The 20890-nt window shown below is 66.8% G+C and carries 19 protein-coding genes; 10 read left to right on the plus strand and 9 right to left on the minus strand.

The window, feature by feature from the left end:
* The first annotated feature begins 95 nt into the window (after positions 1-95).
* Together tcmP and H6717_29855 are read left to right on the plus strand one after the other, a co-directional pair.
* Positions 96-1025 (plus strand): three-Cys-motif partner protein TcmP, encoded by a 930-nt coding sequence (gene tcmP / locus H6717_29850; protein MCB9581271.1) that lies wholly within the window; start codon positions 96-98, stop codon positions 1023-1025.
* A complete protein-coding gene (locus tag H6717_29855; GenBank protein ID MCB9581272.1) occupies positions 1025-1807 on the plus strand; it encodes a phage Gp37/Gp68 family protein in 783 nt (260 codons plus the stop codon). The genes tcmP and H6717_29855 overlap by 1 nt, the downstream gene beginning before the upstream one ends.
* Here H6717_29855 and H6717_29860 read toward each other — a convergent pair.
* Positions 1734-2522, minus strand: coding sequence for a hypothetical protein (locus H6717_29860; protein ID MCB9581273.1), 789 nt, complete (start codon positions 2520-2522; stop codon positions 1734-1736). The genes H6717_29855 and H6717_29860 overlap by 74 nt on opposite strands.
* Before the next feature lie 86 nt (positions 2523-2608).
* On the opposite strand from H6717_29860, the gene H6717_29865 reads away from it, so the two are divergent.
* Complete coding sequence (locus H6717_29865; protein ID MCB9581274.1) at positions 2609-3886, plus strand: sigma 54-interacting transcriptional regulator; 1278 nt, start codon at positions 2609-2611, stop codon at positions 3884-3886.
* A 1-nt stretch (position 3887) separates the two neighbouring features.
* On the opposite strand, the gene H6717_29870 is transcribed toward H6717_29865, so the two are convergent.
* Positions 3888-5603 (minus strand): serine/threonine protein kinase, encoded by a 1716-nt coding sequence (locus H6717_29870; GenBank protein MCB9581275.1) that lies wholly within the window; start codon positions 5601-5603, stop codon positions 3888-3890.
* A gap of 172 nt (positions 5604-5775) precedes the next feature.
* On the opposite strand from H6717_29870, the gene H6717_29875 reads away from it, so the two are divergent.
* Entirely contained in the window at positions 5776-6480 is a 705-nt protein-coding gene (locus tag H6717_29875) for a hypothetical protein (protein MCB9581276.1), read from the plus strand.
* 92 nt (positions 6481-6572) lie between these two features.
* Positions 6573-6998, plus strand: a complete 426-nt coding sequence (locus H6717_29880) for a hypothetical protein (GenBank protein MCB9581277.1) — start codon at positions 6573-6575, stop codon at positions 6996-6998.
* Between the two features lie 35 nt (positions 6999-7033).
* Here the strand turns inward: H6717_29880 and H6717_29885 are convergent, their stop codons facing one another.
* On the minus strand, positions 7034-7393 hold the full coding sequence (locus tag H6717_29885) for a hypothetical protein (GenBank protein MCB9581278.1): 360 nt from the start codon (positions 7391-7393) through the stop codon (positions 7034-7036).
* Between the two features lie 339 nt (positions 7394-7732).
* Here H6717_29885 and H6717_29890 point away from each other — a divergent pair, with 339 nt between their 5' ends.
* Together H6717_29890 and H6717_29895 are read left to right on the plus strand one after the other, a co-directional pair.
* The gene (locus H6717_29890) at positions 7733-8905 is read left to right on the plus strand and encodes an ATP-binding protein (protein MCB9581279.1); all 1173 of its coding nucleotides are present in this window, start codon (positions 7733-7735) and stop codon (positions 8903-8905) included.
* 313 nt (positions 8906-9218) lie between these two features.
* A complete protein-coding gene (locus tag H6717_29895) occupies positions 9219-10487 on the plus strand; it encodes a heparin lyase I family protein (GenBank protein ID MCB9581280.1) in 1269 nt (422 codons plus the stop codon).
* On the opposite strand, the gene H6717_29900 is transcribed toward H6717_29895, so the two are convergent.
* Positions 10460-12820 (minus strand): hypothetical protein, encoded by a 2361-nt coding sequence (locus H6717_29900; GenBank protein MCB9581281.1) that lies wholly within the window; start codon positions 12818-12820, stop codon positions 10460-10462. The genes H6717_29895 and H6717_29900 overlap by 28 nt on opposite strands.
* On the minus strand, positions 12793-13608 hold the full coding sequence (locus H6717_29905) for a trypsin-like serine protease (GenBank protein ID MCB9581282.1): 816 nt from the start codon (positions 13606-13608) through the stop codon (positions 12793-12795). Before H6717_29905 ends, H6717_29900 begins: the two co-directional genes overlap by 28 nt.
* A 554-nt stretch (positions 13609-14162) precedes the next feature.
* Here H6717_29905 and H6717_29910 point away from each other — a divergent pair.
* Positions 14163-15581, plus strand: coding sequence for a hypothetical protein (locus H6717_29910; protein ID MCB9581283.1), 1419 nt, complete (start codon positions 14163-14165; stop codon positions 15579-15581).
* Positions 15582-15680: 99 nt separating this feature from the next.
* Here the strand turns inward: H6717_29910 and H6717_29915 are convergent, their stop codons facing one another.
* Complete coding sequence (locus H6717_29915; GenBank protein MCB9581284.1) at positions 15681-16442, minus strand: ferritin-like domain-containing protein; 762 nt, start codon at positions 16440-16442, stop codon at positions 15681-15683.
* Positions 16423-16770 carry a hypothetical protein gene (locus H6717_29920; GenBank protein MCB9581285.1) on the minus strand — a complete coding sequence of 116 codons (348 nt, stop codon included), beginning with the start codon at positions 16768-16770 and terminating at the stop codon, positions 16423-16425. Before H6717_29920 ends, H6717_29915 begins: the two co-directional genes overlap by 20 nt.
* Positions 16771-17220: 450 nt before the next feature.
* On the opposite strand from H6717_29920, the gene H6717_29925 reads away from it, so the two are divergent.
* Complete coding sequence (locus tag H6717_29925; protein MCB9581286.1) at positions 17221-17562, plus strand: hypothetical protein; 342 nt, start codon at positions 17221-17223, stop codon at positions 17560-17562.
* 24 nt (positions 17563-17586) lie between these two features.
* Here the strand turns inward: H6717_29925 and H6717_29930 are convergent, their stop codons facing one another.
* The gene (locus H6717_29930; GenBank protein ID MCB9581287.1) at positions 17587-18126 is read right to left on the minus strand and encodes a hypothetical protein; all 540 of its coding nucleotides are present in this window, start codon (positions 18124-18126) and stop codon (positions 17587-17589) included.
* Positions 18127-18364: 238 nt separating this feature from the next.
* Here H6717_29930 and H6717_29935 point away from each other — a divergent pair, with 238 nt between their 5' ends.
* Entirely contained in the window at positions 18365-19534 is a 1170-nt protein-coding gene (locus tag H6717_29935; protein MCB9581288.1) for a GAF domain-containing protein, read from the plus strand.
* 173 nt (positions 19535-19707) lie between these two features.
* Here the strand turns inward: H6717_29935 and H6717_29940 are convergent, their stop codons facing one another.
* Complete coding sequence (locus H6717_29940) at positions 19708-20820, minus strand: SMI1/KNR4 family protein (protein ID MCB9581289.1); 1113 nt, start codon at positions 20818-20820, stop codon at positions 19708-19710.
* Between the last annotated feature and the right edge of the window lie 70 nt (positions 20821-20890).

Below are 20890 nucleotides of genomic sequence, written 5' to 3' on the forward strand. Positions count from 1 at the left end.
CGAGCCAACAGCCTTGCGAAGAGAGATCGGACAGACAGTGTCAGTGCTTGGCCATGTCGCCTGGACTGGCGGAGCGGGCGAGCTAGCATCGGCGGATGAAGCCACGCGGGGGACGCGAAGTGGGAAAGGGGCACGAGTTCGGCGGGGACTGGACGACCCAGAAACTCGACGTTCTTCAAAAGTACATGCGGGCGTACACGACCGCTCTGCGCGACAAGCCCAGCGTTGAGCGGCCATTTCGAAAGGCGTTCATCGACGCGTTCGCTGGGACTGGATATCGGAATGCCCGCCGATCCGATGGCGAGTCGCAATCGCAGGAGCTTCTGTTCCCAGACTTGGCCGAGAAGGAGCCCCAAGACTTGCTGGATGGTTCGGCGCGGCTGGCTCTTCTGACCGAGCCGTCCTTCGATCACTACATCTTTGTGGAGCGCAGCCCTGCGCGTTGCGCAGAGCTCGAAGTGCTCAAGAGCGAGTTTCCGGATAAGGCCGACCGGATCGACATCCAGCAGGGCGACGCGAATGACAGAATTCAGAGCCTGTGCCGGAAAAACTGGACATCCAATCGCGCCGTGCTCTTTCTAGACCCCTACGGGATGCAGGTGGAATGGGAGACCATCAAGGCTATCGCCTCGACCAAGGCCATCGACATGTGGCTCTTGTTCCCTCTCGGGATGGGTGTGAACCGGCTGCTCACGAGGTCTGGGGACATCCCCGACGGCTGGAGGCACCGATTGGACCTGCTGCTGGGGTCTACGAGCTGGTATGAGGAATTCTATGAGGTGGAGAGCACACGGACGCTCTTCGGCGACCACCAAGATCACGTCGTGAAGGCGACCATGGAAACCATCGGCCGGTACTTCAACGATCGATTGAAAGATGTGTTTGCCGGCGTTGCCGAAGAGCCCGGTGTTCTGCGCAACTCGGCCAACAATCCCCTCTACCTCTTGTGCTTCGCCGTAGGCAACCAGCACGGTAGGCCCACGGCATTGCGCATTGCGGAGAGCTTGTTGAAGAAGGTGCGTTAGTGGCTCGAGGCTCCGGCATCGAATGGACCGAGTCCACCTGGAACCCGGTCACCGGCTGCACGAAGATCAGCCCCGGGTGCAAGCACTGCTACGCAGAGCGCATGGCAGCGCGCCTGCAGGCCATGGGGCAAGCGAACTACGCGAACGGCTTCGGGCTCACGTTGCAGCCGCACATGCTGGAGCTGCCACTCGGCTGGAAGAAGGCGCAGACCATCTTCGTCAACTCCATGAGCGACCTGTTTCATCACGATGTGCCGCTTTCCTACGTCCGCCGCGTCTTCGACGTCATGGCTCGGGCGCACTGGCACCGCTTTCAGGTGCTCACCAAGCGGGCGGATCGCCTCGCGGAGCTGAGCCCAAAGCTCGAGTGGGCGCCCAACATCTGGATGGGCGTGAGCGTGGAGAGCGACAAATACCGGAACCGCATCGACGGGTTGCGTGCGACGGGCGCTGCGACGAAGTTTCTGTCGCTGGAGCCGCTGCTGGGTCCGCTGCTAGATCTGGATCTGCGCGCCGTGGATTGGGTCATCGTGGGCGGAGAGTCCGGGCCCCGCTCGCGGCCAATGGACGCCGAGTGGGTCTTGGATCTCCGCGACCAATGCCGCCGCGCCCAGGTTCCGTTCTTCTTCAAGCAGTGGGGCGGCAAGAACAAGAAGAAGGCCGGCCGAGTACTCGACGGACGCACCTGGGACGAGGTGCCGGACTACGTTACAACGAAGTCGGCCGCACCTGCCCCGCGGGCTCTATCCACTGTCGCAGCGCCCTCGCGAACGCTCGGCTGACGTCGTCGTCGTGCCCATTCACGATGGCGGCGTACTCGGCGAAGCCAATGGTGTTGGCGGCGCTCTCCGCTTCGGGCTGCACGTACAGGATTCGAAGCGGCGGTTCGGGCGTTCCCACGAGGTTCCGGACCTGCGCCAAGCCTCGCGTTGCGCGTGCGCGAACGCTCGGAAACACCTCGTCATAGAGCTGCGCGGGTACTTCAACCAGCCCCAGAGCGGACAGATCGCTCAGCAGATGCAGGTACTTCTGGAGGTACTTCGAGCTGGATGCTGCCGCCACCGCGATCACGCCATCCACGATGGCGCGTAGGCCGGCCTTCTTGGCAAGCTCGAGGTACTGGTCTTGCTTGGTTCGGCGCGACGTCTGCGCCGTCTTGAGCTCCAGCAGATAGAACGTGTCGCAGCTCGCCGTCGCCAGCAGGTAGTCCGCCTTCGCGGTCTTGTTGGGGGATGGCTCCCCGTCGCCGTACAGCATGCCGCGGCGGAGCGGCAGCTCGGGGATCATCACCGTGTGGAGCTCGACCCCGACATGCGCGCTGACGACTTCTCGGAGGTACAGCGCGAAGAAAACGTCCGCGCGTCGCTCGAGCTGGTACGCCGGAAGGTGACGCCAGCGGTCGAGCAGGGCGAACACAGTGGTGATGCTTGGGTTCGAAGGAAGACTGCGGCCGGCGGATAACCGCTGGCTCTGCCGGTCATCGAGCTCGCGTGCCATTTCTCGAGCCACCGTCTCACGGGGCGCAACCGCTGTCATGGGCCCGCCGCCTTGACCTCCGGGTATGGTGGCCTGAACGTGACACTGTGACCGAGTCCAAGACGGAGACCGACGACCATGCGGGGCCGTCGCCGGAGCCGGAGGAGCAGTACGAGCCTGCGCTACTGGTCGCCTACCCGACGCCGGCCGTGCTTCCGCTGCCGCCGTCGGGCGCCGTGGTAGGGCGTGTCTGGTTCGAAGATCGCGGCGTGGCGGACTCCAAGATCTCCCGAGAGCACGTGAGCTTCGCGCGGGCTGGAGCCGCGACCGGAATCACTGACGCCCGCGCGCGCAACGGCAGTTGGCTGGACGGCATTCGGTTGCAGCCAAATGTCCGCGCGCCGCTTCGAGACGGCAGCGTCATTCGCCTTGGACGCACCCTGTTGGTGTTTCGCGAGCGCTATCGGGGCGAGGCCCAGCCGCAAGCGCCCATTGGAGAACTCGTCGCACCGCTTGGACTCTCCGCGCTTCGTCGGGAGATGCTGGCGCTTTCAAAGCGCCCCACGCAGAACGTTCTCATCGAAGGGGAAACCGGATCCGGAAAGGAGCTCGTTGCTCGCGCAATCGCGGCCCAGCTCCGTCCAGGTCGCCCGTTCGCTCCCGTGAACGTCGCGGGTGTGGCTTCCGGAGTGTTCGAGTCGCAGTTCTTTGGCTATGTGGCGGGCGCGTTCTCGGGGAGTGGGCGTGGCTCCCCAGGAATCGTGATGCGGCACCACGGCGGATGCGTCTTCCTGGACGAGATCGGCGAGCTTCCCGCTGAGATGCAGCCCAAGCTCCTGCGTCTGCTCGACAATCGCGAACTGTTGCCTGTGGGTGCAGACCACGCGACCACGGTGGACGTGCTGATCATCGCAGCCACCAACCGCCCTCTCGACGAGATGGTCGAGCAAGGCGCATTCCGCCGCGACTTGCTCGCGCGTTTCGCCGCCGCGCGACTCGAGATCGCGCCACTGCGGGAACGCCCCGAAGATGTGTTCGCGATCGCCGCTGCGCTGCGTGACCGAGCAGGAATGCCGCTGGACCCGCTTCAGGTAGAGGTGGAAGCAGTGGAGCGACTCATGCTGCACGCGCTTCCCGCCAACGTGCGCGAGTTGGAGGCCGTACTGTTGCGTGCCGGGTCACTCGATCCGTCCGGCGCCCTGAGGCTGTCATCCGTGGAGAAGGTGGTCGGGCCCGCTCCAACGTCGCGACCCGCGCCGCTGGTCCCGGAGCGGGTGCGACAGGTGTTGGACAAGTGTAATGGAAACCGCAGCCGCGCAGCACGCGAGCTCGGCGTGTCTCGAGGGCAGCTGTTGCGGTTTCTGGCCGCGAACGGGATGGGTTGAGTCACCGGCAAGAGAACTTGCCGCAACGTCGCGGCGGAGGGTTCTTTGGATCGTCCAAGAAGAAGGTCAGGTTCTTCACATGAAGTCCGATAGCGCTTGTGAAACGCCCGCCCTTCACCAGTCCCCTGCAAAGCACGCCGCGCTGCAGGTCGGCGTGCACTTCTCCTCTTGCTATTACCATCGCCCCGTTCTTGATGGTTACTGAAAGGCCGTGCTGGGCTACCAAGCCAGCGGTCACCTCCAGATACTCGGATGCGAGCTGGTTGTTCTGAGTGGTCTTGAGAGCGGTGCACGCCTCGTCTCGTCCCACGCCAGCGATCCGGAAGCACACCTCGGCGTTTGGGTAGCGACATTGTATGTCGGCCGTCTTGCCATTGTCCTCGACCGCCGCACCACCCGTTCGCAGGCGGAACGTTGTCTTCGCAGGGATTACGTCGTTGCAGCGTCCTCCGCAGTCCGTGCCAGAGCCGCATTGCCCAAGCGTGTCGGACGGACAAACGAACTCCGTCGCCGGCGCTGATGTTGCCTCTGGCAAGCTCGGGCTGAGTGAAGTCTCCTCACTTGTCCCGCCGGCGGTAATCGTTGGAAGCGGCGCTGGCGCTTCGCCTCGCGTCAGCACCTGCCAGGCACCCGCAGCGCCCAGCGCCAACGCCGTGCCCACTCCGAATAACCCGGCCCACAGCACCAGCGGCGAACCGCGCTCGGCCGCACGCTCCGGCAGCGAGACGTGGGGCGCGCTGGTCGGCTCCTGGCTCGGGCGCACGCCCGAGAGTGTTGGCTGTGCTGTTGTTGCTAGCAGCGCGGAAGCCTCGAGGTCCGTCACCGGTGCTGCGACGGAGGGTAACGGCCCCGGCATCACGTCGAGGCGTGCTGCCAGGTGTGCGCCGGTCGGGAAGCGTTGGGAAACCTGGAGCGCCAAGCACCCTGCCGCCAAGTCGCGCCAAGCTCCGGGGGGCACACGCGTGAGCCACGGCGCCCCGCCGTGGGCAAAGCGTCGGTACTCCTGCAGGTACTCCGCGTGCTCGGAGCCCGCACCGAGCCCGGTGGGATGCACGCCGCCCATCAGCTGCCAGAGGATGACGCCATACGCGAAGACGTCGGCTGCAGGACTGGGCAACGATGTTCCGAAGGCCAGCGGGTCGAGCAGTTCCGGTGCCATGAACGCGGGCGTGCCGACGACGTGACCCGCCGCTGTGAGCGGACGTGGGTTCTTGTCGCGGACGGCGATGCCGAAGTCCACCAGCTTGACGCCCGCTGGGTCGCCAGCGTTCGCCCAGAACGTGTGTGCCAGCAGAACGTTCTGCGGCTTGAGATCCCGGTGCACCAGGCCTTGTGAGTGGAGGTACCCGAGCGCATGGGAAATGTGACGTGCGACCCACGCGCGCTGGTCTGGACCGAGCTGTTGATCCGCGAGCGCCCTCGTCAGCGTGACGCCGTCGACGAAGTCGAGCACGATGCCCAGTGTGCTGCGCGAGAGATCTTCGAAGAGTCCGTGACAACGAACCAGTGAGGGATGACTGAGGGCGGCGAGGGCACGTGCCTCGCGGCGGGCACGCTCCATCTGGGAAGTGCGCGCGTCGCTGATCTCCACGAGCTTGACGGCTCTGGGCTGCCCTTCGAGTGCATCGGTCGCCTTCCACACGGACCCCTGGCCGCCTTGGCCAAGTGGCGCCGTCAGCACGTACCGGTCGATGCGTTCCCCCGCAGCGAAGTGCACGACGGCATTGTAGTCGACTCAGCTCTGGCGGCGGCGTTCATCTAGCGTCTGCGATCACCTCTCACGCTGGGTTCGGCGATCGCGATCACCCCTGCTGCCAAGGAAATGCAGCGCTTTTCCTGCAGGTACGCCGGCATGCCGGTTGCTGAGGCCCTGGACGAAAGGAGAAGCCATGACTTCGACGTCCGAGCAGAACACCCCACGCGAGTTCGTGAGCGCCGTGGAACGACTGATGTATCCACCGGAGATACTGGTCCGCCGCGTGCGAGAGCATCTCGCCGCCCGGGGCGGCAACCTGGAGCGTGCCGCTCACAGCATCATCTCCGAGCAGTCCATGTCGTCCGCCATTGCCGGCGGCCTTGCGGCGGTGCCTGCCGTGATGCCAGGCGTTGGTACCGCCCTGACGGTAATGGGCGGCGTGCTCACGGAGATGCTCTACGTGCTCAAGATGGAGTCCGAGCTGTGCATGATGTTGGCGTCGCTTCACTCCTTCGACATTCATAGCCCCCAGGAGCGGCGCCTCGCCATGTTGCTGGCCTCTGTGGGCACCTTCGAGGTGCAGCAGAAGGAATCCGCGCTCGCGAGCCTCGGTATTGCGTCCATGGAAGCCGTGTGGAACTACGCCCCGCGGGAGACCGGAAAGTTGCTGCTCGAGGTCGTGGGTCAGGGCCTGGTTCGGAGTGCCGCCGGACGTAGCGCGCGCACGTTGTTCCTGGCTGTTCCGTTCGTGGGAATCGGCATCGGCGCGATGACGAACAAGATGCTCACGCAACGCGTCGGCGTACGGGCGCACGCCGAGCTCGGGTTGCGGCGCCAGGTACTGGGCAAGGGAACGCCCTGGGCTACTTCCGACAAGGAACCCTCTCCAGCGACGTGACGTCTCGTCGTGTTCAGTCGTGAACCGCCTGTCCGGATGCGACCCGTCTCGTCGCATGGGCCCCCTACAGTGAGGGGTGAAAGGGGTGATCAGTGATCAAGCGCGTATTGGGATTCATGCTCTGGGCTCTGCTCGTGGCCTGCTCCGGTGGCACGGATGACGGCGGTGGCGCCGCGACCAACAAAGCAAACCCGTGTGCGACGCCCGGGGCCACCTACCTGGTGCATTGCAGCGAGCAGTCCGGGGACTGCGGGTCGATTCCGGATTCGGTCACGAACATCGGCAGCGATGGAACCGTGGCGAATCCCATCAAGTGCGCCAGAATCGAGCAGGATGGCTGCACGGCGCGGGACACGGACTGCAAGCAGAGCGCGAACGGCTGCAACATCAGCTCCACATTCAAGACCACGTTTGCGCAAGACGGCAGCTCCGCCACGTCCCTCAACACGATCTCGGTGACCTGCTCGGACGGCTCCTTCTGCACGTCCACCTACGCCTGCACGCTCACCCGCCAGTAGCCCGGCGCCGCTCTCGCGGCATCGACCGTGCGAGACTACGGTCGACCTTGGGGTGCGGGCGCACCAGGCGCAGTCGGTCGCGCCGCCCAGCACTGTACAAAGAGATGTCCTTCGTACTTGCTCTCGGTCTCGACTCTGGCCGCTGCTACGTTGGGGCCGCCCCACGCGGCGCCCTGTGAGGTCTGGCCAACGATGGTGCCGTCGTCGCGCAGCACGGCGTATCCGTGAGGGCAAAGCAGGCCAGCCTTCTCGTAGCATGCGCCTTGGTCACGCTTGCAGGTGATCCACGCGCCGGGGATGCCGTTTGGCGCGGTGACCAAGCGATAGCTGACGGGGTTCTTGTGACCACCGCACGCCGTACACGCGAGGAGCGTCAAGAGCGAGACGAGGCGCATGACCGTGGCATGATCTCCTGGCAAACGCCTCGCGTGCAAGGGGCGGATCCAGGCGTACTTGTGGGACGCACGGGAGGTGGCTGGAGCACGATTCGTCACGCCGAAGTCGGAGCAAACGCGGCTTCCCATTGTGCAAACCCTGCACAACTTGTCTGCCAACTTGTGCGAGCTCTGCACAAGCGCCGCCGTGGCCGAAAACCCATGCGCCTGAGATCGTTCGGTTCCGAACGAATTTCGGCGCGCGAAACCCCCTGCGAAGCCGCGGAATCACCCGGGCGTGTTTCGCCACAAAGCAAAAATTGTCATGACTTTTTTTGCTTTGTAGCTAAATTTGCCGGCATGCACGCCCGGGCTCTCTTGCCCATGATTCGCGAAGATTTGGCAGAAAAGATGGTCTTCCTGGCCGGCCCTCGGCAGGTCGGGAAGACCACACTGGCGCGGCAAGTCTTGGAGCTAGAGGGGGCTGGCGCCTACTTCTCCTGGGACAACATCCAGCATCGGCGGGCTGCCCGCGCCGGACAGTGGCCGGAGCCGCCGGCGCTCTTGGTGTTGGATGAGCTGCACAAGCAGCGCGGTTGGAAGCGCTGGCTGAAGGGCGAGTACGACGCGCACGTTGGGGAGTATCGCTATCTCGTGACTGGAAGCGCGCGGCTCGACGTGTACCGCCGCGGCGGGGACTCGCTCCAAGGGCGCTACCATCATCATCGCTTGCACCCCTTCAGTGTGCGCGAGTTGGCGGGACTGCTCCCCGGCGCGGAGCCCGGCCAGCCGCTGGCATTGGGTACAGGTGCGGGCTCGGCGAAGGAGAGCACGACTCAGCTGCTGGAACGTGGCGGCTTCCCCGAGCCGTTCCTGAGCGGGAGTGAGCGCAGCCGCCGCCGCTGGCGAAAGGAACGCAGCGAGCGCTTCGTGCGCGAGGACGTGCGCGAGCTCGAGGCCGTGCGAGACCTGGCGAACATCGAGCTGCTGGTGGACATGCTGCCCGAGCGCGTCGGTAGCCCTTTGTCCGTCAACTCGCTGTGCCGGGATCTGGAAGTCAGCCACCGCGCGGTGTCCAACTGGCTCGAGATCCTCTCGCGGCTGTACTTCTCCTTTCGTCTGCCGCCGTACACACACCGCGCCATTCGGGGCCTCAAGAAGGAGCAGAAGACCTACCTCTGGGATTGGTCTCTGGTATCCGACCCCGGACCCCGCTTGGAGAACATGCTGGCCAGTCACCTGCTGAAGCTGTGCCACCACTTGGAAGACGTCGAAGGCCGCGCCGCCAAGCTCCACTATCTTCGTGATCGTAACGGTCGTGAGCTGGACTTCCTGGTCACGGTCGACAAAAAGCCGTGGTTCGCCGTGGAAGCGAAGACGACGGAAACCGCCATTGGCTCGCCCCTGCGCTACTTCCGGGATCGCCTCCACATTCCGCACGTGTACCAGTGCGTGCTCCACGGCACGCGCACCTACGTGCAAGACGGCGTCACCGTCGTTCCCGCGTATCGCTTCCTCGAAGCCGTCGCCTGATGTCGCCTCGCCGCGGAAACGTCCAAAGCGGGCGTCGCGCCGAACCAACATCAAACCGCTGAAGGTCGGGATCCACTGGATCCGCGCGCTCGCCCTGGGGCGAGAGCCAACGGATCCGCTGGCGGCAGCGGCGGCCGGCGTGTCGCGGAAAACGCGGTTGGCGCGCGGCGTGCTTGTGTCCGGCGCGCCGGGAGATCCTCGGCGGGAGGAAGTCGAAGAGCACATGAAACGCGCGTCGCAGTCATCGCCCCCGCGCCTGATTCCGGATTTGCCTCCGTGCGCGCCTGCGCGCCACGTGCCGGCACCGAAAGGGGTGGGACGAGCCCTCGCTGCGGCGGTGTTGCTCTTCGTTTCGAGCGCTCACGCCGACGTGCTGGTGGACGAGCCCTTCGACGACGCCAACGTGGCGGCGCGCGGCTGGTTCGATGCCACCAACGTCACGATCGACAGCAGCGGTTGTCAGCAGGGCGGCTGCCTGCGCTACCACTACGCACCGGGGGACGTGACGCCTGGCGGCAAGGGCACGTTGCGCATCCAGTTCCCGGAATCCGAGGTGCTGTTCGTCCGCTACTACACCAAGTACAGCGCCACCTGGAAGTTTCGCCCGAGCTACGGCCCCCACGAGCTGTACGTGCTCACCAACCTGGACGGCAAGTGGATCGGCCCGGCCGAAACCCACCTCACGGGCTACATCGAGCACGTGGAGGGCAAGCCGACCATCTCGGGACAGGACACGCTGAACGTCGATCAATCCCAGATCGGCGTGGACCTCACCCAGATCACCGAGCAGCGCGGCGCCCACGGCTGCAACGGAGCCAGTGACGCCTACGGCAAGGGCGACTGCTACTCCACGGGTACGCTGTATCGCAACGGCAAGTCCTTCAAGCCGTCGGGGCTCACCCCGGTGTTCACGGCGACGGCGGGGCCCTACTTCCAAGGAGATTGGCACGAGGTGATCGTCGAGATGCGCCTCAACAGCGTGACGCCGACCTCCACCAGCAAGGACGGCCACGTGCGTTACTGGTTCGACGGGCAGCCCGTGATCGACATCTCCGACATGGTGTGGCGTACCGGCAAGAGCTCGAGCATGCGCTTCAACGAGTTTCTGATCGGGCCCTACTATCACGACGGCGCGCCGCAGAATCAGGACTGGTACATCGACGAGCTGCGCATCGCGACCACCGCCGGCGAGGTCGGCCTCAATGCCACTCCCACCGACGCCGGCACGGGCGGCACTCCCGGCGCGGGCGGAAGCGCCGGCACGGGCGGCACTCCCGGCGCGGGCGGCACTCCCGGCACGGGCGGCACTCCCGGCGCGGGCGGCACTCCCGGCACGGACGCAGCCACCGGCGGCAATCCCGGCACTGACGCCGGCGCGGGCGGCGCTCCCGGCACTGACGCCGGCGCGGGCGGCGCTCCGAGCGGAGCGGACGACAGCGGCTGCAGCTGCCGCACACCGCGGAACGACTCGTCGCCCCGCGGCTTCGGTTGGCTCGCGCTGCTGGCCGTCGTCGCGGCGAGACGAGCGCGACGGGCATCGCGCCGCACCGACAATCAGTTGAAGTCGATGAAGGGGACGTAGGTTCCGGCGAAGACGCCGAAGCGAGCCACGCCACGGGTGCCGTCACCGTATTTGATGCCCGGCGCGTAGCCGCCGTCGACGCCCACCAGCAGTGACGCGTTCGGCAGTCCGATGAGCAGACCCGCGCGCCCGCCCAGGAACACGGCGGTTCCGATCTCGGGCTCCGCGGTGCTGTCGCCGTCCGTGGAGGCGTACTGGGCTACGTCCAGCAACGTGAGACCGAAGTGGCAACCGAAGGGCCCAAAGACGCGCGCGTTGCCGATGCCGCAGACCGACGGCGCTCCGGGCAGGGACTCCACGGAGAAGCCGACGGGGAGCGTGAGCTGGCCGCGGCGATCGCCCTCGGTGGCCCAGGTGCCGGGCGTGTACGCAGCGCCCACGGCGGCGCCGGCGGAAACGACGACGTCTCCCTTGCGGTCCTGACGCTCCGTCGCGGCGTCGATCAAGGACTCCATCGCCTTCTTGCGTTCCTCTGCGCGGGTATCGAGCTCTTCTTGGCTCAGCGTGCTGCCGTCGGTGCTGGGGCGGTACGACGCGCTGTACGCCACGAAGGCGCCCGCGATGCTGAAGGCCTTCCGCGCCGTGGCGGTGGACACCGGCAGCTTGCACAGCTTCGGCTTGATGGCGTCTTCGTCGCAGGCGGTGTCGATCGCGTCACCCACGAAGGCGCTGGCGCTCTGCACCGCGCGCCCCACGTCGTCGTCCAGCACCGCGTTGACCAGCGCCCGAAGGTGCTCGATGGTCTCCGACCAACTGGCGAGGCGTCCGTTCAAGAGCTCCGGATGTTGCTGCACCCGCTCCGCCGCGGCTGCCAACACCGAATCTACCGTCGGGCTGTCGCCTTGATCTTCGATCGCCAAGACCACGGGCCCGAGCCAGCGGAGCTGGGCGCTCACCTTGCCGAACTTGCCCGCCAGCTCGTCGAAGTCGCAGTGCTCGCTCTTCAGGCACTGCTCCAGCGCCGGCCCCGCAGTGGCGCGCAGCAGCTCCACGTTGCGTTCGATCTCCCCGCTGACCCGCTCCTGCAACGCATGCAGCAGCACGTCGAGCTCCACGTTGATCGCCGCCTTGGCGGTCGCGCGGGCGGAAATACCGGGCGGCGGCCGAAGCACGTCCATGATGTGGGACAGCACTTGGGGCAGCTCCGGCCAGGCCTCGGCGTACTTCACGCCCTGCAGCTGTTTCAGGAGCTGGTCTGCGGTGCAGGGTCCGTCTTCCAAGCACGTGGCGAGGGCGGCGAGGCCCTTGTCCAAGAGCTGCGTGGACTTCTTCCCCGCCGATGCCCAACGCATGATGTCCAAGACCGCGACCTGAACGTCCCGCTCGGTGGTGATGCTCCGGCCGTCGAGCAGATCTCCCACCAGCCGTTCGATGCTCTCGAGGGGTTGGCGGAACTGCGCCTCTCCCTGCGAAGGCACGGCGACGCGAACGATCTGCGTCACGCCGAGATGAATCAGATCCTTGGCCAGTGCGCGCTGCAGAAGGCGTCCGGAGGCGGCAATGTCTTCGATGCGCACGGTCTTGAGCACCGCACAGGTGCTGGGAAACGCGACATCGTGGGGCGGAACGATACCCCGGAACGGTCCTTTGCTGCCGCCCAGCTTGTCGCTGCAGAAGAAGTCTTCCATCGCCCGGCGCAGGAGCAGGCTGCCCGTCTTCTTCGCGCGCTCCACGGCCACGTTGGCAACGACGCGCAGCGCATCCTCCGCCAACGGGGTGAGCGGCTCCAGCGACCGCGTCCGCGCAACCGGCGTTGCGGCGCGCCGCAAGAGCTCTGCGCCCGTCATGCTCACCGGGTTGGCGCCGAGCTTCACCGTCACGCTCGAAAGCGCCCCGCCGCCATCGGAGAGGGAGTCCCGGAGCTCGAAGGGCCACTCGTTGGTCTTCGACGGCAGCATGAAACCGCCGCACAAGAGCGGACCCGCGTCCGCCGCGGCGGGGGGCTGCTTGGGGGGCGCGTACTGCAGCAAGTGCGCGCGGCGCTCCTCGCCAAGCGCGAGGATCTCCGAGCCGCACTCCAAGCAGGTGGCAACCCCAGCGGAGCGAATGCTGCGCGTCAGCGGCGCGGACGCTTGCGGATCCCACTCCAGCACGTGAGGCTCTTGCGGATCCCCGGCGTTGAAGGGCGCCGTGTACAAGGTGCAGCGAAAACGCGTGGCCGGCTGGGTGGATAGGGCGACGGTGTACACCTGGTACTCGCCCGCCGGCGCTTCCTGTGATGCGAACGCCGGATACGCCGGCGCCGGCGTGGTCGAGCGCTCCTTCGGCGCCGAGCCGCACGCCGTGAGCAGCCATCCGCAAAGCCCTACTGCCGCCGTTTTCTTCCACGCCATGACTCGATCTTCCTTTCCGTGTCCGAAATGAACCCGGCAACGACATCCGCCCGCACGTACACCCCGCCGTCGCCACACGGCAGCAAAGAGCTCGCCACCGCTCGCGACGTGATGCCCACCACCACCCAGCGATGCTTCACCCACGACAGAAGCGGCCCGCCGCTGTCGCCGTTGCAGGTATCCAGGCCATTGCTGCGCGGCAGCACCAGCTCCACCCCCGGCTTGCAGGCCGTGCTCACGCTGCTTGCTGGATCACACGACCAGCCGCGAATGCGCAGATCCCAATAGCGCCGCTGTCCCGCGCCGCGGCTGGCGTGGGCGTCCGTGGCGCCGTAGCCCACGGCCCGCACGCGCTGGGGCGGCTGCGTGCTGTGCGACACTTTGTAGGCCGTGACGGGCGCGTCCTCGGTCAGCTCCAGCACCGCGATGTCCAGCCCGCGAGCGGGCGGCAGGTAGTGGCGCCGCACGCGCCGCTCCGCCACGGGCTTCGAAGCGTCCTGTCCAAAGCGCACGCGAGTGATGGGCAGACAGTGCCGAGCCGTGAGCACCGCGCGCTTGCCGATCACCACGCCCGAGCATGCAAAGCCGCGCTCCGTGAACAGCGCCGCCACCTGCACGTGGCCCGCCGGTAGCGCGGTGGACTTTCGGTACTGCTTGCCGTGCTCGCTGGCCCTTCGGGTTTCCGGTACGGGTGGCGGCACTTTGGTCGGTGCGGGCCGGTCCGTATGGATCGTGCCTTGCGGGTCCTTGTCGCGATGGCCGCCGAGGAGCGTCGGCCCGACCCGCATCGGCTCATCCTGGCGATGGTTCGCATGCCCGGCTGGCGCTGCGTTCGTCTCGCGATGATCGGCGTGTGGCGCTGCCGGCGGCGGATCCGCCTTCGCACTGCTCGGTAGCGAGGCGCTCAGCACGAACGCCAGCACCCGCCCAATGCACCTCGGTCCGCTCCCGATTGTCCCCATGTGCCCCCGTGCCACCGCCAACCCTCGGTAAAACAGAACGAAAATACTCAATCGCGATCCGCGCCGTCAAGGACCGAGAGCGCGTGCTCACCGAATGGACAGTAGGAATCGTAGCTATTGTAGTTTTGGATTCATGTCGGCCCGCCGCGGTAACGTCGCGGCGCGTATCGCACTGCAAGCCCAACGACCGACGCGTGCACGCACCGTCGTCGTTTCCTCGCATCTTGCAGGCCCGCGAGCACCGCGCGGACGTGTTCGAGCTTAGGTGCGTGTAGCGTGCGTCATTCGTTCGTGCGCCGGACCGCGGCCGTGAAGCGCCGAAGGTTTCCGGGCATCGCGCCGGGCCGACATCATTCGTCAGCTGGGTGTAGTATTGGTTCATGGTGGGGCGCTTTCTCTGGGTGGGCATGGCCGCAGTGGCGGTCTGTGGCTGCGGTTCACGTTCGACGCTGTTGGACGACGGACCCGTGGGCAGCGGCATCGGCGGCGCGATCGGTGGGCTGGGTGGCACGTCGAGCGGCGGCGCGGACGCGGGCTTGGGCGGCGCGCCGAGCGGCGGCGGCACGAGCGGAGGGGGCGGCACCGCGGGCACGGGCGGCATCGCGGGCACCGGCGGCACCGCGGGCACCGGCGGCAGTGCCGGGAGCGGCGGCAGCATCAACGACTGCGCGAGCCTCACGCCGCTCGATCCGGTCCTCGAGCTCGAGCAACTCAGCGGCGAAGACCACCGCTCGCCAGCTCTGACGTACTTGAGCGCAGACCATGAGAAAGTCGTGGTTGCGTTCGTGCCGCAGAGCCAAGTCGCGTTTACGCCGCTAGACGTCGCTACGATCTCAGCCTGGGAACCGTGGCCATCAGTGCCCGGCTTGAACACGAAGCACTTCAACATCGGTGGGCCGCTGCTCCCAGCAGACTATCGAGCATGGGCAACGGAGTCCTTCGACGGGACGTTCTCGGTGGGACTGAAGGCCCAAGCTCCCTTCCCGAGCTTTTCTTGCCGCAGCTTCGATCCGAGCTGGACGCAGGCGGACCTCTCGAAGTGCTTCCCCATGCTGGGCGACTTCTTCGCCAAGGGGCCGGCGCCGTTGCATCTGGCGGCTACGTTCCAGGACACCTGGCTACAGGTTCGCCTCGTCGGAGATCCGTCAACGACCAAGACCGGCGCGATGGGCTGTACGCCCGGCGGCATCGTTGCGAGCGCGGTGGGGCACGGAGACGGTTGGCTCGTGGCGCATTCGAACTCGCCCGGGCTCACCCTCACCGACTGCACCTTCAACGTGCCCGGTCCGGCGACAGTCATCGAGATCGAGCGCGTGGCAACGGACGTGAGCGTGACACCAGTGTTGAAGATCAAGGAATCGGCGCCCATCGCCGCGGTGCAAACCGTGGCGCATCCGTCGGGGCTCTACGTCGTGTGGCGCGTGGTCAGTGGCGGCAAGAGCGCCCCGATCCGCATCGCGCGGGTGGACGTGAGCACGTCGTCCGTCGTCGGGCCGGTGGATCTCACCGCGCCGAGCGACGCCCCCCTCGAAGGCTTCTCCGCCACGGCCATCGGCAATCGCTTGGCGGTCGCGTGGGGAAACGACGACGGCAACGGTGGTCCCGACATCGTCGTGAGCGTCGCCGACGAGAACGGCACGGTCTTGGGCCGTGGCACCCTCGCAGACCACTTCAGTGAACGAGTGTCCGCCGTCGGATCGCCGAACGGAGACAGCGTGGTCGTGGGCTGGGCCGAAGGCCCGTCGTCCGGCGCGCACCAAGTGAAGCTCGCGCGCTTCGACTGCCTTGCGGGCAACTGACGCGGTCGCGCGCCACGACGGGCATCGCGCCGCACCAACATGAATCGGCATGAGTCGTTCGGAACCGAACGGATTTCCGCGGGCGGAACCCCCGTGGGGCTAGCGCCGGTATCGCTCGCTCCACGCTCGCGCGCCGTCGAGGCCCAGCCGCGTGAGCCGCGGGATTACGAGGCGTTCCACCGCGTCGTAGAAGACCTCGATGCGCACTTCCGGGTGCAACACGCCGAGCGCGGCGTACGCGGGATCGAACGCGCGCCGCTGCTCGAGCCAGCGCAGAGCCGGCACCGCCTGCTGGCGTTCGCAGGCGGCGAGCCCCGCCGCCGCCTCGCGCTGCAGCATGGCGCGCTGGCCGGGGAGCAACAGCGGCCAAAGGGTGGCGAGCGCCGTCCAGCCAAGACGCTGATGGCGTGCTTCGTCGGTCAAGATGGCCGCGAGCGCCGCGCGCGTGAGCGGCTCGCTCGCCCTCTGTTTGCCGGCGCGAAACAGCAGCATGGAGAGGGTCTCGCCGATCGCCACCTCCACCAACAGCAGCGCCGCCGTGCGCCGCCACGGCTCGGCCAGCGCCGCGAGCCGCGCGCGCACGGGCTGCGCGTCGTACTCGGGCTGCGGCGCGCCGAGCGCCGCGCCAACGCGAGCACACAGCTGAGCGTGGCGAAGCTCGTCACGCACCGCATCGCGAAGCCGCGCCGGCCAGGGTGGTGGTAGCAGCTGCCGCGCAGAATGGGCGAGGGCGCGGAAGATCAGCGCGGAGCGCAGCTCTTCCGCTGCGCGCATGGGCCAGGCCAGTGTCGCGAAGCGCAGTTGCTCATCGGAGAAGCACTCGAGCTGCGGCGGGGGCAGCTCACTGGTCAGCGGCCGCATCGCTGGCGTCCACGCTGGCATCGCCGCCGCCGTCCGTTCCCGCGTCTCCGGGCCCACACGTGTCGAAGGTCGGATCGTACGCTCCGCCGTCGAGCTTGCAGGCACACGCCGGCGACATTGGCTCGCCGCAATACTCGAAGCGACAGCACGGATCGTAGTTGGCGTTGCAGCACGGAACTCCGCCGCTTCCGGACGTGCCGCCACTCCCGCCGGTACCCCCCGCGCCGCCGTTCGAGGCGCTCCCGTCACCGTTCTCACTGGAGCACGCCACCATCGCGAGCGTCCCTCCGGCGAGCAGCAGGTCACGCAGGCGGCGTTGCCAAGTCATGGCGGAAAGGGTGCGCCGGAGCTAGCTGCTCCGCAAGGCATACGACCAGAGTCGTCGTGCTGGCACAGTTTGGCGTACGCGCCCCGGCCAGAAACGCATCCGTGGCACAGCCTGGCATGCTCTCGCGCACCCGAGTGAAGCTCGCGCGCTTCGACTGCCTCGCGGGCAGCTGATGAGAGCGCGCGCCACGACGGGCATCGCGCCGCACCAACATCAATTGGCATGAGTCGTTCGGAACCGAACGGTTTTCTGCGGGCGGAACTGGGCAACTTGGAGCGTTGAGCTGGCACAAGTGTCTGCGTTTGGACCCGCGCGAAGCAGGCGCAAAATATTTTGCACCCGCACGGTGGGTCGAGAATGTCCACGCCAATGCGACATAATGTGTCGCGCAATGCACCTGGTTTCGGGGCGTGCGCGACGTTAGGATGCGCTCTCGGGAAGGAGGTTTTGATGCGCTACGCGATCCTGTTCGTCTTCGGTTTGATCACCCTTGGCGCCTGCTCGTCGGGAGGCAGCTCCGGCGGAAACAACAACAGCGGGGGTGAGAAGTGCGTGCTCGACTATCTGGACACCTTCGGTGGCACGACGTGCAAAGCCTCCGTGGTCTGTGAGTCGCAGAACAAGTATCAATTCATCTGTGATGCCTCCACCGGCGGCGGATGGGATTGCCACTGCGAGAAGAACGACCAAACCGTGGGCCAACCGTTCGTGACCGGTGACTGCAAGGCCACGCAAGACGGCTACCTCTCGGTGATCCGCAACGACTGCGGCTGGTGGGACTTGCAGCTGTAGCCGCCGCGCGTCGCGACCGCGCGCTCAGCCGCCCTTCGTGGCGTCTGCGAGCGCGCGGTCCAGCGCTACAGCGAGCGCACGTCGCCGCGCGTCGACGTAAAGGCTGCCTTCCTTTTCGGCTTCGCCATGGCCGCGCAGCCGCTTGCCGTCGGTCTCCACTGCGACGTCCACGCTCAGCTTGGCGCTCTCCAGCTTGACGCCGGCGGGGGCGGCGACCAACAGCGGCACCGCGCCGCAGCCGTCGTGCGCCCCGACGATGGCCGGGTAGTTCTGCTCGTCCTTTAAGTCCACGTGCACGCTCATCTTGGCTGCGCGCGACCCCGGATGGGGCGGCGCGGCGTCTTCGAGGATCTCCTGGGTGGCCTCGTGGACGTACGCCGCGATCTCCTTGGGAACCTCGACGCCGTTGTTCACCACGGTGACCTCGGTGAGCTCCAGGCGGTGCTTCGAGAGCTGCGCCGAGCGCTCGGGGGCGTGCACTTTGGGCGTGGCGTAGGTGCAGCCGAAACAGCGGGTCGCCGCCACGACGAACAGCGCGATCCCGACCTTGTAGCCCCTGCTCACGGGCTCGACGCTTCCACGACGCGATGTGCTCGACAAGGGACGGCATCGCGCTGCACCAACAAAGGCAGCCGACAAGTGATTTCAGTATTGAGCGCGGCTGAAGAAAGTTACCTTACGTAACGCTTGTCCGCCCGCTTCGACCAGGACAAGGCCGGACGCGAGGTAGGTCCGAGAACCACGTTGCAATTGGAGCGCTGATTGGATGGACTGGCTCGTTGATGCACGAGAGGGGAACCGGATGCGAGCTGGATTCGACGACGCAGCGCGGGTGAAGGCGCTGCGTGACTACGAGGTGCTGGACACGCCTCCGGACATTCTGTTCGACAGCATCACGACCTTTGCCGCATCGCTCTTCGGAGTTCCCATCTCGCTGGTGAGCTTGGTGGACGCGGACCGCCAATGGTTCAAGTCCAAGGTTGGACTGAGCGCGGAGGAGACTTCTCGAAACGTCTCCTTCTGTACGCACGCCGTGGAAGACGACGGTCCCCTCGTGGTTTCCGACGCAACGGCGGATCCGCGCTTTGCCAATAACCCCTTGGTGTTGGCGGACCCCAACATCCGTTTCTACGCCGGCGTCCCATTGCGTTCGCCGGAAGGGCACGGCCTGGGCACCCTGTGCATCGTCGACTCCCAGCCCCGCAGCTTGGACGCCGATCAGCTGGCGCAGCTCGACGCGCTGGCCAAGCTGGCGACGTCCGCCCTCGAGCTCCACCGCAAGGAAGCCATCTTGCAGCAACAGTTCGACGCGATGGAGCACCGGCAGAAGACGAAAGAGATGCTCGCCTCCATGGTCGTCCACGATCTGCGTGGACCGCTTACCGCGATCCTGGCGCTGGCCATGAGCAACGCGGATCAGAGCGATCTACTGCGGGATATCTTGGCGTCCGCTCGGCGCATGCAGCGCATGCTGCTGGACGTTCTGGACATCTGCCTGGCAGACGTGGAGTGCCTGAAGGCACGCACGGTGACCACGGATCTCTCCGAGCTGGTGCGCGGGATTCGTACGCAGCTCCACGAGCCGCTGTATCGCGATCGCCTCGAGCTCGAGCTCCCGCCGGAGCCCGCCGTCGGTCAGCTCGATCCGGATCTGATGGAGCGCGTCTTGTCGAACCTGATCGAGAACGCGTTCCGCTACTCGCCCGCGAAGTCGCCGGTGAAGGTGCGCGTGTCCGCCTCCTCCACTGGGCTCGAGGTGGACGTGGTGTCCCAGGGCGAGCCGCTCTCCGCCGGAGAGGCCGCGAAGGTGTTCTCGCCGCTCGCCCGCGGTGAGGTGGGGCGCGGCCACGGCCTCGGCTTGGCCTTCTGCAAGCTAGCCGCAGATGCGCATGGCGGATCCATTCGGGTGGAGCCCGGTAGCCCCAGTGGCAACCGCTTCGTCCTCGCCCTGCCCGTCGGCAACATCGCCTGATCCCCGCTCGGCAGCGTCGCTTGCCACGAGAGCGTCCGAAAAACGCTCACGAGAGTGATCAAACCGGGACACATGGTCGACCATGCCCCCCGGTTCGATCACGAATCGGAGCAAATAGTTGCCCTACATCTGGATGTCGGGACGGCGCGATACCCGTCGCGACGCCGAGCGCGTCACTTCAACGCCGGCAGCAGCACGGCGATCGTCTTCTTGACACGGGCGGACCCGTCGCTCGCAGCGAACGCCTCCAGCCGCGCTTTCAGCTTCTCGACTGCGGGGGCGTCCTCCAGCAGCCATTCGGCCTTGGGGCGCGCTTTGCCGCTTCGCGTCTCAAAGGGCAGCAGATTCGTGGTGGCGACCAAGATCGCGTCGAGGGCAATCAGACTCAGGGGCCGGCCCCGCGTGAGCCATCCTTCCAGTCGTGCCCAGCGCGGACGGCTGGCGGCCACGACGGGTCCCCACTCCCGCGCGGCGATCTCGGGCGGCGAGCGTTCGAGATGATCGAGCAGCGCGGCGCTGGCCACGGGTTCGAGGAGCTCCACGCGACCCCCGTAGCGGGTCAGCGCCAGCTCCACCGCACGGCGGGGCGGAAAGACCGCGGCGGCGCTCTGGATGCGTGCGCCGTTCGAGAGCTCGGGGTCGTCCCAGTGCCGCGTCAACCACTCCGCGGCGTCGAGCCGTAGCGCCGCGGTCACGCGCACGAGGATCTCGTCGCGCTCGGTCCAGCTCGGCGCGACGCTGAGGCGCTGGTCGGCCGCTTCCAACACACTTTGGGGCTGCCCGACGAGCCACGCCCCGTCCTCGTCCTTCGTGTCGCCGGCGCGCGTCAGCCAGTGCTCGCCGTCATCGTCCTTCCAGCTCCACAGACCGTCGTTCAGCTCCCGCGCCAGCTCTTCCAAGTACGCGCGCAAGGATTCCGCGCGCTGGAGCATCTCCGTGGTCTCGTGGTCGCGCTCGAAGACGGCGCCGGAGTCGGCGTCGATGAGCAGGAAGTTACCGCCGAAGTCGCTCGCGAACGGCAACCAGCGCGAGCTCCACTCTCCGAGCAGCCCCTGCGCGTGCAGCTCCTGCAACTGCTCCCACTCCGAGCCGAGGGACGCACAGCCCAGGAGCACATAGCCGCCGAGCAGGCCGCCGACCTCGCGCTCGCCGTCGTTGATCTTCAAGAGCTGTTCGAGCTCTTCCGGAAGGGGTCCCACCAGCTTCCGCGCCTGCGCGAGGGCTTCCGCGCCGGCGCCGGGCGCAAGCAGCACCGTGCCAACCCGCGCCAGTGCCAGCGCGGCCAAATGTCCGCGAGTGAGAAGAACGGCGTAGCAACCCGCGCCAGCGCGGATCGCGTCTAAGACAGCGCGGCAA

This window comes from Polyangiaceae bacterium (genome assembly GCA_020633235.1).
In the GTDB taxonomy this organism is placed as follows: domain Bacteria; phylum Myxococcota_A; class Polyangia; order Polyangiales; family Polyangiaceae; genus JACKEA01.

Coding starts and splice junctions, on each gene's coding strand:
- tcmP (MCB9581271.1), top strand. CDS start 96: ATGAAGCCACGCGGGGGACGCGAAGTGGGAAAGGGGCACGAGTTCGGC.
- H6717_29860 (MCB9581273.1), bottom strand. CDS start 2,522: ATGGCACGCGAGCTCGATGACCGGCAGAGCCAGCGGTTATCCGCCGGC.
- H6717_29875 (MCB9581276.1), top strand. CDS start 5,776: ATGACTTCGACGTCCGAGCAGAACACCCCACGCGAGTTCGTGAGCGCC.
- H6717_29885 (MCB9581278.1), bottom strand. CDS start 7,393: ATGCGCCTCGTCTCGCTCTTGACGCTCCTCGCGTGTACGGCGTGCGGT.
- H6717_29890 (MCB9581279.1), top strand. CDS start 7,733: ATGCACGCCCGGGCTCTCTTGCCCATGATTCGCGAAGATTTGGCAGAA.
- H6717_29900 (MCB9581281.1), bottom strand. CDS start 12,820: ATGGCGTGGAAGAAAACGGCGGCAGTAGGGCTTTGCGGATGGCTGCTC.
- H6717_29905 (MCB9581282.1), bottom strand. CDS start 13,608: ATGCGGGTCGGGCCGACGCTCCTCGGCGGCCATCGCGACAAGGACCCG.
- H6717_29910 (MCB9581283.1), top strand. CDS start 14,163: ATGGTGGGGCGCTTTCTCTGGGTGGGCATGGCCGCAGTGGCGGTCTGT.
- H6717_29915 (MCB9581284.1), bottom strand. CDS start 16,442: ATGCGGCCGCTGACCAGTGAGCTGCCCCCGCCGCAGCTCGAGTGCTTC.
- H6717_29920 (MCB9581285.1), bottom strand. CDS start 16,770: ATGACTTGGCAACGCCGCCTGCGTGACCTGCTGCTCGCCGGAGGGACG.
- H6717_29925 (MCB9581286.1), top strand. CDS start 17,221: ATGCGCTACGCGATCCTGTTCGTCTTCGGTTTGATCACCCTTGGCGCC.
- H6717_29935 (MCB9581288.1), top strand. CDS start 18,365: ATGCGAGCTGGATTCGACGACGCAGCGCGGGTGAAGGCGCTGCGTGAC.